This is a genomic window from Halomonas sp. Mc5H-6 (genome assembly GCF_024124705.1).
In the GTDB taxonomy this organism is placed as follows: domain Bacteria; phylum Pseudomonadota; class Gammaproteobacteria; order Pseudomonadales; family Halomonadaceae; genus Vreelandella; species Vreelandella subterranea.
Genome location: NZ_JAMXSI010000004.1, coordinates 103,565 through 118,248 on the forward strand (window position 1 = coordinate 103,565; position 14,684 = coordinate 118,248).

Annotated in this window: 11 protein-coding genes; 8 read left to right on the forward strand and 3 right to left on the reverse strand. The window is 58.8% G+C overall.

Annotated elements, in window-relative coordinates; genetic code table 11:
* Positions 1-132: 132 nt before the first annotated feature.
* Together NH395_RS07920 and NH395_RS07925 are read left to right on the forward strand one after the other, a co-directional pair.
* Positions 133-2,175: a hypothetical protein gene (locus tag NH395_RS07920; RefSeq protein WP_253023785.1), complete on the forward strand. Its 2,043-nt coding sequence runs from the start codon at positions 133-135 to the stop codon at positions 2,173-2,175.
* Positions 2,172-2,930 (forward strand): TlyA family RNA methyltransferase, encoded by a 759-nt coding sequence (locus tag NH395_RS07925; RefSeq protein WP_253023787.1) that lies wholly within the window; start codon positions 2,172-2,174, stop codon positions 2,928-2,930. The genes NH395_RS07920 and NH395_RS07925 overlap by 4 nt, the downstream gene beginning before the upstream one ends.
* Here the strand turns inward: NH395_RS07925 and mscK are convergent.
* Entirely contained in the window at positions 2,927-6,229 is a 3,303-nt protein-coding gene (mscK, locus tag NH395_RS07930; protein ID WP_290443756.1) for a mechanosensitive channel MscK, read from the reverse strand. The genes NH395_RS07925 and mscK overlap by 4 nt on opposite strands.
* Positions 6,230-6,408: 179 nt before the next feature.
* Between mscK and NH395_RS07935 the strand changes: the two genes are divergently transcribed.
* The 4 genes from NH395_RS07935 to NH395_RS07950 all read left to right on the forward strand — a co-directional run bounded on the left by NH395_RS07935 (position 6,409) and on the right by NH395_RS07950 (position 8,546).
* Positions 6,409-7,446 carry a phospholipase A gene (locus NH395_RS07935; RefSeq protein ID WP_253023800.1) on the forward strand — a complete coding sequence of 346 codons (1,038 nt, stop codon included), beginning with the start codon at positions 6,409-6,411 and terminating at the stop codon, positions 7,444-7,446.
* A 71-nt stretch (positions 7,447-7,517) separates the two neighbouring features.
* On the forward strand, positions 7,518-7,850 hold the full coding sequence (locus NH395_RS07940) for a DUF883 family protein (RefSeq protein ID WP_253023802.1): 333 nt from the start codon (positions 7,518-7,520) through the stop codon (positions 7,848-7,850).
* Positions 7,850-8,251, forward strand: coding sequence for a phage holin family protein (locus NH395_RS07945; protein WP_253023804.1), 402 nt, complete (start codon positions 7,850-7,852; stop codon positions 8,249-8,251). Before NH395_RS07940 ends, NH395_RS07945 begins: the two co-directional genes overlap by 1 nt.
* Positions 8,226-8,546, forward strand: coding sequence for a YqjK family protein (locus NH395_RS07950; protein ID WP_253023806.1), 321 nt, complete (start codon positions 8,226-8,228; stop codon positions 8,544-8,546). The genes NH395_RS07945 and NH395_RS07950 overlap by 26 nt, the downstream gene beginning before the upstream one ends.
* A 22-nt stretch (positions 8,547-8,568) precedes the next feature.
* On the opposite strand, the gene NH395_RS07955 is transcribed toward NH395_RS07950, so the two are convergent.
* The gene (locus tag NH395_RS07955; protein WP_253023808.1) at positions 8,569-9,753 is read right to left on the reverse strand and encodes an NAD(P)/FAD-dependent oxidoreductase; all 1,185 of its coding nucleotides are present in this window, start codon (positions 9,751-9,753) and stop codon (positions 8,569-8,571) included.
* Positions 9,754-9,936: 183 nt separating this feature from the next.
* Here NH395_RS07955 and NH395_RS07960 point away from each other — a divergent pair, with 183 nt between their 5' ends.
* Positions 9,937-11,004: an efflux RND transporter periplasmic adaptor subunit gene (locus NH395_RS07960; protein ID WP_253023810.1), complete on the forward strand. Its 1,068-nt coding sequence runs from the start codon at positions 9,937-9,939 to the stop codon at positions 11,002-11,004.
* On the forward strand, positions 11,004-14,117 hold the full coding sequence (locus tag NH395_RS07965) for an efflux RND transporter permease subunit (protein ID WP_253023812.1): 3,114 nt from the start codon (positions 11,004-11,006) through the stop codon (positions 14,115-14,117). Before NH395_RS07960 ends, NH395_RS07965 begins: the two co-directional genes overlap by 1 nt.
* A gap of 94 nt (positions 14,118-14,211) precedes the next feature.
* Here NH395_RS07965 and NH395_RS07970 read toward each other — a convergent pair whose 3' ends face one another.
* On the reverse strand, positions 14,212-14,637 hold the full coding sequence (locus NH395_RS07970; protein ID WP_253023814.1) for a DUF3617 family protein: 426 nt from the start codon (positions 14,635-14,637) through the stop codon (positions 14,212-14,214).
* Positions 14,638-14,684 lie beyond the last annotated feature (47 nt).

Below are 14,684 nucleotides of genomic sequence, written 5' to 3' on the forward strand. Positions count from 1 at the left end.
CCCATTTGGTACCCACCGGAGACTGGTCTACGTTAAGGTTGAGAAAGCACATTCGCTTCGCGATCTACTAAAACATCAAGAAGATCTCGACTTCTATGTATAATCCCCGCTCACCCGGGACGAGGAGTCATCGTGACCACCGATCAACAGCCAGCGACGCCAGACGATAAGTTAAACGGGCTGCTGACCAACTTTGACGACGCCGTGCGCCTGCTTTCGCAAGCGCCTGAGTCTTCGAAACCAGCGGAACTACCGCGCGTCTTGGATACAGCTCGCGAACTTTTAATGCTGGATGGCGGCACTCAAGCGCTCGAAGAACGTGCGCAAGCGTTTGAGGCGGCGGGCGTTTTCTTGGGTTCCGACTGGGAAACCCCCCAATACCTGGTGCCAACCCTGACCACGTTTGCGCTTAAAAGCACCGACCCCAACGTGGTGGTCATCGAGACACTCAGCGAGATTCGTTTACTCGCTGTCGCAAAAGGCGTTTATGCACACCCATTGGTATCGGAAGAATTTGCCCATCATTACCTGACCCAGGTCATCGCCATCAACCTATGGCTGCTGTTTACCGCGCCAAGCGAAGCTGAACGCGAACAGCAGGGCCGCCTGGCTGTCATTCCACGCCAGCTCTTCCAGTATCTGGCTGAACGGGTTGGTTACGAACACATCATCGACCAGTTGATCGACGAGATCTGGCGTATTCTCAAGCAGCGCCCTATTCAGGTCGAGTCTATCAAACAGATGATTACCCAGATCTCCCTGTGCCAGGCAAACCCCGAGATCGACCTGGGGTCTAGCGGCCAGGGTGCCGACAGGCTGGTCAGCTCGCTGTTCGGGCCAACACAGGCATGCCGCGAAGACCCGGGTATTGATATCTACCGTGAGCGGCTGGATGGCATGGACCAATCAGCTCTACAGGCTGAAGCGACCGGATTTGCCCGTGCCATGCACGACACCGGGCTGGTATCGCCCTACCACGCGGTCCTGCTGCGTCACTTGCTCGAAGAGGGGGATCACCTAGTGTCTGAAGCCCTCGGGCTCTCGTCGACCGGCCGTGATTGCCTGCTGTGTTACCGCGAGCTGGTCCATGCGCTGATTCGCGGCAGCGTTTATCCCGCCACGGCCCAGGCAGTCTACGGGCTGGCGCTGATGCTCGAACGAGGAATTCTTTACCAGCCACCGGTGGCACCGGCCATGTGGCGCCAGCTCAACCTGCCTATTTCCGAATGGTCCCAGGCCAGGCTGAATATTGCCTATGGCGAGTCCGCGTCACCAAGGGCTCGTTTGCTGGAAGGCGTGCTGTGCATGCTGGGCTTGCCGTTAGGTGTGGGTCAGGGCAATAACCCGACCTGTCAGTCGGCCCGCGCGTTATCAATGTGGGCTTACAATGACCCGGATTATTTATTGCAGATGGTCGCCTGGGCCGCACGGGATGACGAGATCATCATGCACTTCGAAGGTCAGGCCATCTCTTCGATGGCGATCCTGTCGGGTGTGGCCACTGAGCTACCCATAGATCTTGATCCTGTTTCGTTGATTGTGGTGCCTCACCTGGACCGTATCTACGCCGAAATGGGGCGGCGCTGCGTTGGCCGTGAAGGCGACCCCCACCGCTGGGTGAATCCGGAATTTCACGGCTGGTGGTCTGGCCGCGGCTTTCGTATCAATGTCGATGTTGCGACCGGCAAGTTAATCGACTTGAATGATTTCATTCTTCATTTTTACGCCTGCTACCACCCTTATTACAATGGCAACCAGCCGCTGATTCATCCGCAGCCTGCCGGTATCGCCGTCACAGACAGCGCAGCCCGTTTCATTGGCTGGCACGCCATTACCATCCTGCGCGCTTCCCTTGACCCTAACGACGTGATGCGCGTTTATTTTTACAACCCCAATAACGACAGCGGTCAGGATTGGGGCGATGGCGTAAAGGTCAGCACCGCGGGACACGGCGAACGCTTCGGTGAAGCGTCGCTGCCGTTTTCGCAATTTGTTTCGCGGCTGTACATTTATCACTTTGACCCGCTTGAGCGCGGTGAACTGGCGACGGTCACCGAAGACGAGCTGGATACCGTTAAACGTTACCTGCACCAAAGCTGGGGGGCCGAACGGCTACCCGCCACGGAGCTGCAAGCCAACGAAGGCCCTCACCAACCCCCGCCCAACGATCCATGATGCGACTTGACCAACTGCTCGTCAGCCAAGGGCTGACGAGTTCACGTACCCGTGCACAGCGCCTTATCCGCAATGGCCGTGTTTCGCTCGATGAGACGAAGCAGGCACTGACCAAACCCAGTGAGAAATGGCCCGAAGACACCCGCCTGTACGTTGCCCCGGACCCTGAGGAGCGCTTCGTATCACGCGCTGGCCTCAAGCTGGAGGCCATGCTTGACGCACTTGAACTCCGCCTCGACGGGCTTGGGGTCCTCGACATCGGCCAGTCAACCGGCGGGTTCAGCGACTGCGCTCTGCAAGCTGGCGCGCGCCACGTGATCGGTGTCGAAGTGGGCCATGACCAGTTGGACGCCCGCCTTCGAAACGACCCACGGATCACCTGCCTGGAAGGCATCAATGCCCGCGCCATGCGTGGGGAAGAAGCCCTGCAACAGGCGCTCGCCGAGCACCCCATCGACCTCGCCGTCATGGACGTGTCGTTTATCTCGCAAACCCTGATCCTGCCCGAGATAGCCGCCCTACTGCCTCGCCATGGGCGGTTGATATCGCTGGTAAAGCCGCAGTTCGAGCTGACGCCGAAAGCCCTGGACAAACGCGGCGTGGTTCGCGATGCCGCGCATTATCAAGCGGTAGAGGAACGCTTGCGGGAAGCATGTCAGTCACTGGGCTTCACCATCCAGCATTGGCAAATCAGCCCGATCACCGGCGGCGACGGCAACCGTGAGTTTCTGCTTTACGCGCAAAAAAACGATTAGTCACTGGACGCACCCGGGGGTGACGTTAGCGTTTCCACCTTCACCGACTCCCCCGACGCCCGGTGCAGCCAGACATCCATTTGTTCGAAGGCTATGCGTACGCCCGCGTCGCGGAACAGTGCATCCACCCGGCAGTTAATCTCATCGGCGGCAAACAGCCGATCCAGCAGATCGTTGACAAAAATACGCAGTTCAAAGTTGAGGCTATGGGGCCCATAGCTCATGCAGAACACCTGCGGCTCGGGGTCGGCAAGCACTCGGGCATTTTCGTCCGCCGCCTGACGCAACAAGCGGTGCACCGTCGCCAGATCCGAACCATGGACCACGCCGTAGGTCAGCACCACGCGGGTCACGTTGTCCGAGAGCGACCAGTTGATCAACTGATCGGTCACGAAGGTTTTATTGGGAATGATGATTTCTTTGCGATCAAAATCGGTCACCGTCGTCGCACGGATGCGAATACGGCTCACCGTGCCGTGCAGGTTACCCAGGGTGATGGTGTCGCCAATCCGGATGGGGCGTTCGAACAGGATAATCAGCCCGGAGATAAAGTTGGCGAAGATCTCCTGGAGCCCAAACCCCAGGCCCACACTCAAGGCCGCTACCAGCCATTGTAATTTGTCCCAGGACACGCCAAGCGTGCCCAGGGCCGATACGATACCGGTACCGACAATGGTGTACGACAGCAAGGAACTGATGGCATAGGCACTGCCCTGCTTGAGCGTCAGCCGGGACAGCACCATGACTTCCAACAGCCCCGGCAGATTGCGCGCCAGAATAAACGTCAATGCGACCACCAGCAGCGCACCAAAGAGGTCGGAAATCGACAACGCACTGTCGACCAGTTCACCGTCTGTGTTCTCCCATAGCGACACCTGGTCCAGATAGCCCAGCACTGAGAGCAGGTCTGCCCAGACCAGATAAAGCAGACCACTGAAGGCAATCAGCAAAATCAGCTTGGAAAGGCGCAGCGACTGGGTATTGATCTGTTCCATGTCCAGCGGCGGCTCTTCTATGACTTCCAGGCCGCCTTCGGCCCCCTCCTGAACCTGGGCGCGTCGCCTTGCCAGTGCACGCCGGTAGGCCAAACGCCTTGCCGCCACGGCCAAGCTACGCACCACCGTGGCTTCTACCACCACCCACAGGCCCAGCAGGTAGAGCGTGGCAACAAAGCGCCCCACCAGCCGCAACGCCGTGTATTCATATCCCCACACCACCAGTCCCAGCAGGACGATAGGCACTGCCGACATGGCCAAGCCCAGTAGCAGGCGAAACAGGCGAACGCCAAAAATGGGCACATGGGCCAGGATCAACCTTGCCAAGCACACGCTCATTGCCAGCAGCCCCAAGGTTAACAGTCCCATGGCAACCGGCCGCTGGGCGAGCGGCGTCTGAAGATTGTCGGCCAGTGTCGAAATGGCAATCACCGGCACCAGCGCCACGCCAAGCCCGGCCAGCAAGCGCCGCAGCCGGGCGTTATAGGCAGGCGACCAGGTAAAGTGCTGCTCGGCCACGCCATCCGCTACCAACAGCCGTCGCCCCCAGGCGACAACAACCCAGCTCAACGCCAACTGCAATAAGGCAGGGGCCAGGTTCGCGGCCAGCAGACTCTCGGTGGTACCCAGGGCTACCCCCATTCCCGCCAGTGCCAGCGGCCCTGGCAGCGCCAGCAAGGCGTTGAAGAAAACGGCTCTGGGCGTATGCAGTTGGGTGTCGCTTTTGAGTCGTCCGATCTGACCATGGAGTCTCGCCAGGCGCGCCTTGATCCGGCGACGCAGAGCGGCCAGCAAAAGTCCGGCGGCAAAAAAGGGAACGCCGCCTAACATTTCCCAATCCAGTGATGGCCAGCGATTCGGCAAGGCAGCGCGCCACTCGCCTTCCTGCCACTCGATACGGAGATGTTGAGGTAGCTGCCGGAGCCAGTTAACGTCCAGCGGTCGGCTATTGGCCACCCAGAACAACTGCTCATCAATGGTGCTGCGCAATGCTTGAGTAGTGGCCAACAATTGCCGTTGATTGAGCTGTAGCTCGACAGCAACGCTTAACAACCGCCCATAGACCTCTTCAAGCTCATCGACCAACTCGCGGCGCGACTGGTAGAGCCTTGACAGCGTATTGATCAGCGCGGGGGTCGGTTCGACATTGGCGTCCTCGAGACGTTGCCTGGCCAACTGCTCGGCCTGGCGAAGCTGGTCGCGCTGGCGAACCAGATCGAACTGCTTGAGGCGCAAGTCGGCTATTTCATCCTGCAGATCGCGACGGGGCTGGACGTTGGGCAGCGACTGGCGCTGTTCGCGCAGTATTCGTGACAGCAACTGGCTGCCACGAATGGCTTCAATCTGCTCATTCAAACTGCGCTGTAGCTGGCGCACGTGCTCGAGCTGACGCTGGGCATCGATATTGTCGCGCACCAGGCTGTTATCCCGCTCGCCCGCCTGCAATAACGCCAGACTAAGCGATTGGTTACGCTGCTGGGCCTGCACCACAACAGGGTGACCCGCGGCAATCAGGGGATCTCTCTGGGCAGCATCGGCAATCGCCTGCTCCGATGCCAACCGTCGTTCCCGGTCTATAACGTTTTGCAGCAGGTTAAGCCGCTGTTCCTGCTGATCAATTTGCAGCATCAACAGGTCCCGACGCTGCTGGGCGAGATCGCGCAACCGTCCATTGGCGCTCAATTGGCGCTGATAAAGCGCCACCTCGCGATCGGCCACGGCACGCTCGAGACGCAATTGAATCATGCGCGCATCACTCAGGGTGGATAGCTGACGATCCCCCAGTAACGCTTCGCGTTCAGCGGCGTCACGACGCAGCGATTCCATGCGTTCAAGCGTGACGGCCATGGATTGCTGGGCGCGTTCGGGCAACGTTTGCGCGGTCAGAAACTGCGAATTGACCTCTGCAAGCTGGCTCTGAAGCTGCTGCAGCTGGGTCAACGCCTCCGCCTGCTCGGATTCCAGCGCCGCCAAGGGTAAGTCGCTGAGCTCATCGATCGACGGCATGTCATCGCTATCTTCAGCCTCAGCGAGCTCACGCTCGACGGCAATCAACGCATCAGGCGCCTGGTTTACCCGCTCCTCCAGCTCCGCGAGCTGCTGTTCGATGGCATCCAGCCGCTCGTAAGCCTCCAGTGCAGCGATCAACGATTGTTGATCAAGCGCCTGCTGAGCGTTTAAAGTTTCCTGAGACTCAAGCTGATCAAGCCGCTCCTGGAGCGTGGCTTCGGCGGGTACATCGTCCAACGCCGCCTTCAAGGCAACGCTACAAAATAGTAGCATCAGGACCAATAACCCTTTCATTGCCAAAGGGAAGGCGAATTTCACCACAGCGCTATGCCTCGCTGACGCATCATTATTGAGCCTGGCTATTGTCGGGGGTTGGCAGTCGCTGCGCAATCATAACAGTTGACTTACGTCGCCAGCATGATAGAACAGCTCAAACACAGACATGTGCCCCACCCCAATCATGTGAGTTATCGATGGTCATTCGACACCGACATCTAACACGCTTACTCGTACTATGCGGTCTGACCGTCTTCAGCGCTCTCACTCACGCTAATACGCGCGAGGATATTGAGGCGCGTATTAGCGAGCTGAACAATGAGCTCTCTCGGCTTCACCAGCAACTGCAGCAAGCCGAAGCACTTGAAGAAGAGGGTCAAACGGACACTAGCGATAGTCGACCACCTGAAGAAGTCGCGATTGAAGATCTCAACGAACGGCGTCAGTTGGAACAGGAATCCAGCCGCAATCCCTTTTCGATTACCACGCACCGGACCAACTACCTATTTCCGGTCAGCTATAACGAGAAACAGAACCGCGACAACTTCAAAAGTGTCTCGTCAGATGCTTCACCGGATACCACCGAGCTGAAGTTCCAGTTCAGTGCCAAAGTCAACCTGGCAGAGAATGTGTTATGGGACGAATACGGTGACGTGTATTTTGGCTATACCCAGCGCAGCTGGTGGCAGGCCTTCAACACAGAGGCCTCTTCACCGTTTCGTGAGACCAACTACGAGCCCGAAGTGTTTATCGATATTGATGCTCCCTGGGAAGCTCTGGGTTGGGTCAACACACGCAACCGTATCGCGGTCAACCATCAGTCCAACGGCCGTTCGGACCCATTCTCGCGCAGTTGGAACCGTGTCTATCTCGAGAGCATCTTTCAAAGCGGCGACTGGGCCGTTACCTTCGCGCCCCACTGGCGGGTCCCCGAATCCGAAGGCGATGACGATAACCCGGATATTGAACGCTATATGGGTTACGGCGACATACGTGTCGCAAAACGACTCGACGACAACCATGAGGTCAGTGGCCAACTACGGGGGAATCCCAGCGCTGGCAATATGGGGACTCAAATCGACTACAGCTGGCCGGCCTTCAATTCCTTACGCGCTCATGTCCAGTACTACTACGGTTACGGCGAGAGCCTGATCGACTACGATCACCGCGTGCATCGCTTGAGCATCGGGTTCAGTTTAAATCCGTTGTTCAGTGCCAGCGGCCTGAACCGATAGGCAATTCGCTTGTCAGTCACTATGCGACTGCTATGCTGATAGCTGTTCATTAACCGTCAAAGGAAGACATCATGGCTAAACGTCAAAACGAAAGCGCTGCTCAGGCCGACCAACTGAAAGAAGATCTGCGCCATCTGAGCGATACCGTTGAAGAACTGGTCAATGCCACCTCAAAAGACGCCAGTGGCGAAATGCGCGACCTGCGCACCCGTGCCGAACAGCGTCTCAAGGATACCCGCCAGCGGCTGGAAGCGCGTGGCGAGCGTATTTATGAAGACACCCGCGATTCCCTGACGCACCAGGCTGATGCCTGCGACCGCTATGTCCACGAAAATCCCTGGACCAGCATTGGCATCGGTGCAGCGGCTGGCGTCATCATCGGTTTGCTTATCGGTCGTCGCTAATGGCTTTGGGGCCTACCCAACGCGTGTTTTCAGCAGCTAAACGCCTACTCAATTCGCTGATCGCCAACGGTGAAACGCGTTTGCGTTTAGCGGTGGTGGAGCTGGAAGAAGAACGCTCACGACTGCTTGTACTCCTGTTGTTGGCTGGCGCCAGCCTGCTTTTGCTGTTGCTCGGCGTCGCCACCCTGGTGGCACTGGTGGTGGTACTGTTCTGGGATACCTATCGGCTTGCCGCTATTGGCGGAAGCGCTCTGGTATTGATTATGGCCAGCTTCACGCTGGCCGTGATAGCGCTTCGCCAAGCGAAACAGCACACCTTGCTGAAAGAAACGCTGAACCAATTGGCGGCAGACCGCGCCTTGCTGGAGGCTAAAAATGAGCCCGACCAACGCCCCCGCTAAACCGCCAGGCGCCGACACCAAGCCACCTTCCCGGGCGGAGCGCAAGGCGCGCCTGCTAGCCGAACTGGAGCAGCAGCGTGTGGATATCCTGGTCGACAGTGATCAGCTATTGCGCGCGGCGTCTCCCCTCGACTCCAATTGGCAACGCTTTAAAATACCTGCTTATGTCGTCGGCGGTATCGTTGCATTGCGCCTGGCCCGTCATCCTCGCGGGGTACTGGCAGGTGGCCGTAAGGTCCTGGCGGGGTACATGCTTTTACGCAAGCTCAAGCTGCTTGCCAAGGCGACCACCTAATACCCGCAACGGTTTGCCTGGGTCAGCAAGCCTGGCCGCAGGCGACCCCGCTGGCCCAGGCCCACTGAAAGTTATAGCCCCCCAGCTCACCGGTCACGTCGAGCACTTCGCCAATGAACCGCAACTGGGGCAATCCACTGACCTCAAAGGTCTTGGATGAGATTGCCTGGGTATCCACGCCCCCCATTGTGACTTCCGCCGTTCGCCATCCTTCAGTACCGGCAGGTTTCAACTGCCAGCGGTTCAGCCGTGCCGCCCAGCGCTCAAGCTGGGCATTGCTGTATTGCGCCAAGGGTTGCCTGTCATGGCCTTCTGGATACCAGTCACAAAGCGATTGCGCCACGCGCTTGGGCAAATGATCCATCAGCCACGTAGCCAACTGGCGTTTAGGTGTGTGTTCGCGGGCATGATGCAGCAACGCCTTGGCGTCCTGCTGCGGCAATAAATCAATTTCGATCGCCTCGCCGGGCGCCCAGACACTGGATGCTTGCAGCATGCCAGGGCCGGATAACCCGCGATGGGTAAACAGCATGGGTTCGTTAAAACGCTGTGCGCCAGCACTCACCGTCACCGGCAAGCTGACGCCCGATAGATCGCTGGCCCTGGCTTTCCACTGATCGCTGAGCGTAAACGGCACAAGGCCCGGTGTCGTCGGCTGCACGGCAAGACCAAACTGACGGGCGAGGTCGTACCCGAAGCCACTCGCCCCCATGGTCGGAATCGACAGTCCCCCGCTTGCCACGACGACGACCCCTGCATCGATACTCCCCATCGAGGTCGTTAGTCGCATGGCACTTCCCTGCTCCTCGACGCGGGAGATCTGAGTACTGAGCCGTATGTCAGCGCCCGCCCACTCGCACTCGGTGAGCAGCATGCGGACGATCTCTTTGGCAGAGGTCGCACAGAATAGTTGGCCGGGCGTCTTTTCTACGTAGTCGATCCCATGACGCTCTACCAGCTCGACAAAATGCTCGGGCCGGTAGCGTTTTAACGCCGAAATACAAAAGTAGGGGTTTGACGAGTAAAAGTGCTGTGGCGTAGTGCCAAGATTGGTAAAGTTGCAGCGCCCACCGCCTGACATCAGGATTTTTTTGCCGGCTTTTTTCGCATGATCAATCACCAACACACGCTTTCCGGCATAGCCCGCTTGGGCGGCACACATCAGGCCTGCCGCACCAGCCCCAATGATCACGACATCGTAGGTCATTCGTTAGCGCTCCAAGCTTGGCAAAAGGCGGCATTTTAACAGTCTCCAGGGGCATTTTTATTGTATTATTTAAATAATAAATATAGCTTTTGTATAAATTAAATCGCTATCGACACCGACAAAATAAACCGCTGCCTGGCGTCAGGATAGTGCGCAGGCGGTCCAAGTATTGCAGAGAGACTTATGCCTTTATTGTGCCGCCGCCTGTTTGCCGCGCTGCTGCTTACCACCTTCCCCGTTGTCAGCATGGCTCAATCCGAGCCCAGCGTGATTGGCGTTCGTGCCACGCTTGCCCCCTGGTCTGACCCCATTGAAGCATTGGGCACGCTACGCGCGGATGAAAGCGTCACGCTATCAGCCACTGTCACCGACACCATTGCCGAGATCAATTTTCAGGACGGCCAGCGCGTGGCCGAAGGCGATACCCTCATTCGCCTGCAGGACGCTGAAGAGCAGGCACGTTTAAGGGTCGCACAATCGCTTCGAGACGAGCGGCTTAATGCCCTGGGACGTGCCTCTGAGTTACAGAACCGCAATTTGGCGGCCCGCGCCGACGTAGAAGATAACCAGTCTCGCGTTGACCAGGCCGAGGCTGATATTGCGGCGTTACGAGCACGCCTTGCGGATTACCGCCTCACCGCTCCGTTCAGTGGCCGTGTTGGCACGCGCAATGTCAGCCCTGGGGCATTGGTGACGCCAGGCATGGAACTGATCACGCTGGACAAACTGGATATCATGAAGCTGGATTTCAGCGTGTCTGAAACCTACCTCGGCCGACTTGCGCCTGGGTTGGCACTCAGCGCCACCACCGCCGCCTATCCGGACGCGGTATTCAACGGCGAAATTGCCAGTCTGGGGACGCGTGTCGACCCGGTAACCCGCAGCATTGGCGTTCGCGCTGAAATCGATAACGCGGATGAAAAGCTGCGCCCCGGCATGCTGATGGAAGTCGTGGTTCGCCAGCAGCCACGGCAAAGCGTGGTGGTGCCTGAAGCAGCCGTCCAACCCAATGGCAATCGTCACTTCGTGATGCTGATCGACGATCACGACAGCGCCCCTCGGTTACGCCAGCAGAGCGTCGAACTAGGCGAGCGGCGGGCAGGCGAAGTGGAAATCAACCAAGGCTTAGCGGCCAATGACATCGTCGTGGTACATGGCCTGCAGCGAGCCCGGGATGGTCAAGCGGTGCGGCTGATTGGCCTGCTGGACGAAGATACCGATGTACGAGACTTACTCGAGGCAGATCGCTAATGCGCTTATCGGATATATCGGTTCAACGCCCTGTCCTGGCGGTGGTGATGGCGGCGTTGATCATTGCCTTTGGCCTGCTGGCGCTTGACCGCTTGCCGCTTCAGGAATATCCCACCGTCGACCCGCCCGTTGTGAGTATCGATACCCGCTACCCCGGCGCGTCGGCAAGCGTCGTGGAAACACGCATTACTCAGGTGCTTGAAGACCGCATTGCTGGCGTGGAAGGGATCGACCTGATCACCTCGGAAAGCGAGGACGGCCGCTCCCGTATCGATATCGAATTTGCCCTGACCATGGATATCGACGCGGCAGCCAACGATGTGCGTGACCGGATAGGCGGCGCATTGCGCAACCTGCCCGATGACGCCGAGAACCCCGAGGTAAGCAAAGCCGACAGCAGCGAGGAAGTCGTGGTGTGGTTGAGCCTTTCCGGGGATGGCTATTCGATCACCGAGCTGACCGACTACGCCAACCGCTTTCTGGTGGATAGCCTTTCAGTACAGCCGGGTGTCGCCAGGGTGCGCGTGGGCGGCGGCCGGGACTACGCCATGCGCGTATGGATTGACCGCAACGCCATGGCAGCGCGGAATTTAACCGTCGGCGATATCGAGGATTCACTACGCGCCGAAAACGTCGAGCTACCCGCTGGCGCCATCGAGTCAGAAGATCGTCAATTCATCGTGCGCCTGCCGCGCACCTTTGAAACCGCCGATGACTTTCAGGCACTCCCGCTTGCCGAAGGCGACGATGGCTACCTGGTCCGCCTGGGAGACGTTGCCCGCGTCGAGGTCGGCTCCGTGGAGGACCGCACGGTCTTCCGCGCCAACGGCACTCCCATGGTGGGCCTCGGCATGATCATGCAGTCGACCGCCAACGTCGTTGAACTCTCAGGCGCGGTGCGCCAGGAGCTTGAACGCCTGCAATCGACGCTTCCCGATGGCATGTCGCTCAGCTTGAACTACGACGCGTCGGTATTCGTTTCGGGAGCCATCAAGCAGGTCGTGTTGACGTTATTGATCTCGATGGTGCTGGTTATTGTGGTCATGTTCCTGTTTTTGGGCAACCTGCGAACTACGCTGGTCCCGGCGGTTACCGTGCCGATCGCTATCATTGGTGCCTTTACCGCGCTTGCGGTCATGAACTTTTCCATCAACCTGCTGACCCTGCTGGCACTAGTGCTGGCGATCGGGTTGATTGTCGATGACGCCATTGTCGTCCTGGAAAACATCAACCGGCGCATGCACGACGAAGGCGAAACACCCCTGGTGGCCGCGTTTCGGGGCACCCGCCAGATCGCCTTTGCGGTCATTGCCACCACGCTGGTATTGATCGCGGTTTTTGTGCCGCTCAGCATGCTGCAAGGCGATATTGGGCGGTTATTTTCCGAGTTTGCCCTCACCATGGCCGCAGCGGTCGCCATCTCCACCCTGTTGGCACTGACATTGACGCCGATGATGGCGTCCAAAATACTGTCGCCACGTATGCACGACAGCCGCCTATCCCAACGCGTGCAGCGCATCATGCGTAGCGCCCAACACCATTACCGTTCCTTGCTCGAAGTGCTGCTCGCAAGACGCAGCTGGGTCGTCGCCGTCTTTGGCCTGCTGATTGCGCTGACCGCCTGGTTAAGCCAGCTACTGCCCAACGAGTACACCCCTCAGGAAGACCGGGGTAACTTCATCGTTCTAGTCAACGGGCCCGAAGGGGCCACCTTCGACTACATGATGGATTACATGGATGAGATAGAGGCCCGCTTGACGCCAATGGTCGACAGCGGTGAGCTGGAACGGGTTGTCGTGCGCGCGCCGCGCGGCTACGGCAATATCGAAAACTTCAACAGTGGTTTCATCATCGTCAATATGGCCGACTGGGGCAGCCGTCGTAGCGCCTGGGCGATCATGGACGATGTTCGCACCGCCCTCAACACCCTGCCCGGCGTCCAGGCATTCCCGGTCATGCGTCAGGGCTTCGGCCAGCGCACGCAAAAGCCAGTGCAGTTCGTGCTCGGAGGGGGGACCTACGAAGAATTGGCCGAATGGCGCGACCGACTGATTGATCATATCCGCGACGATAACCCTCGCATTCGCGCCATCGAAAGCAACTACGACGAGACGCAGCCACAGCTCAACGTGGAAATAGACGAGCAGCGAGCCGCCGCCCTGGGGGTCACGGTCAGCGAGATCGGTCGCACGCTGGAAGTCCTGCTGGGTGGGCGCAACGTCACCCGCTATGTCGATAACGGTGAGGAATACGATGTCATCGTTGAAGGCGACCGCGCCAGCCAGAACAGTCCCCGCTCACTGGACAACATTCAGGTCCGCTCGCTGCGCTCGGGTGAGCTTATTCCCCTGGCGAGCCTTGTGACATTAAGCGATGCGGCAGGAGCCAGTACGCTTAACCGTTTCGACCGCGTGCGCTCGATCACCATCGAGGCCAACCTGGCGGATGGCTATCCGCTTGGCGAAGCTCTGGATTACCTGGAGCAAAGCGCCGACTCGCTGCTGCCCGAAGAGACACAGACCAATGTTGCCGGGGCATCACGGGATTTCCAGAACGCCAGCGGAGCCACCACCTTCCTGCTGGTGCTGGGCGCTCTGGTGGTCTTTCTGGTATTGGCCGCCCAGTTTGAAAGCTTCATTCACCCCCTGGTCATCATGCTCACAGTACCCCTTGCCATGAGCGGCGCCTTGCTGGCGCTATGGTTAACCGGCCAGTCGCTGAATATTTACAGCCAGGTGGGGCTGGTACTGCTGATTGGCCTCGCCGCTAAAAACGGCATTCTGATCGTCGAGTTCGCCAATCAGTTGCGCGATGAGGGCAAGGCATTCCGTGACGCCCTCATAGAAGCCTCGGTCACCCGACTGCGGCCGATTCTAATGACCGCGATCACCACCATGGCCGGGGCGGTGCCCCTGATCGTCTCGAGCGGCCCGGGTGCCGAGTCGCGCTATGTGATTGGTATTGTCATCATGGCCGGCGTGGGGGCGGCCACCCTGTTCACGCTGTTTGTGGTGCCGGTCGCCTACGATTTACTGTCTCGACACAGTGGCTCGCCGGGCGCCGTCAAACGCCGACTGGAGCATGAAATCGCCCAGTCGCCAACGGAGCAGTAGTCAAGGTGTGGCACCTGTGTACCGCCGTCGTCAATCCAGAAAAAAGGCGCACCTGCGGGTGCGCCTTCTTCTTGCGTGTCGTGTCAGGCTAGGGTTAACAATCGCCCAGCCGCTGGCCCTCAATCTGGGTCTGCATGTTCAGCTCGCCCATGGGCGACTGCGTCATGATATCAACGGAGCCTTCGATGCGCTCACCCATGAACCGCATATCCCCATCGATGTTGGCTTCGCCGCCGTCAGCCCGGCAAACCATGCTGTAGGAAAGGCCGTCGGCACTGGTGTCCTGATCGAGCAGTTCGCAGCCTTCCTCTTCCTCGATAAAGCCCAGGTCGGCATCGTCCAGGTCTTCCTGGGTAATGCACTGCTGCTCGGTGTCGGTCTGGTCAGGAATCGGCATGTCGCCGCTCACGGTGGTGGTACTGACAAATTCCCATGACCCGGGCGTTATGTTGGGTGTTTCCGCCCATGCGGCTACCGGCAAGGCCACCAGGGCCACTACGGCCAGCTGTCGTAACTTCATCGCTGCTCTCCATTGCGTTATAAAACGGCGTTTAGCCTGACTGATTG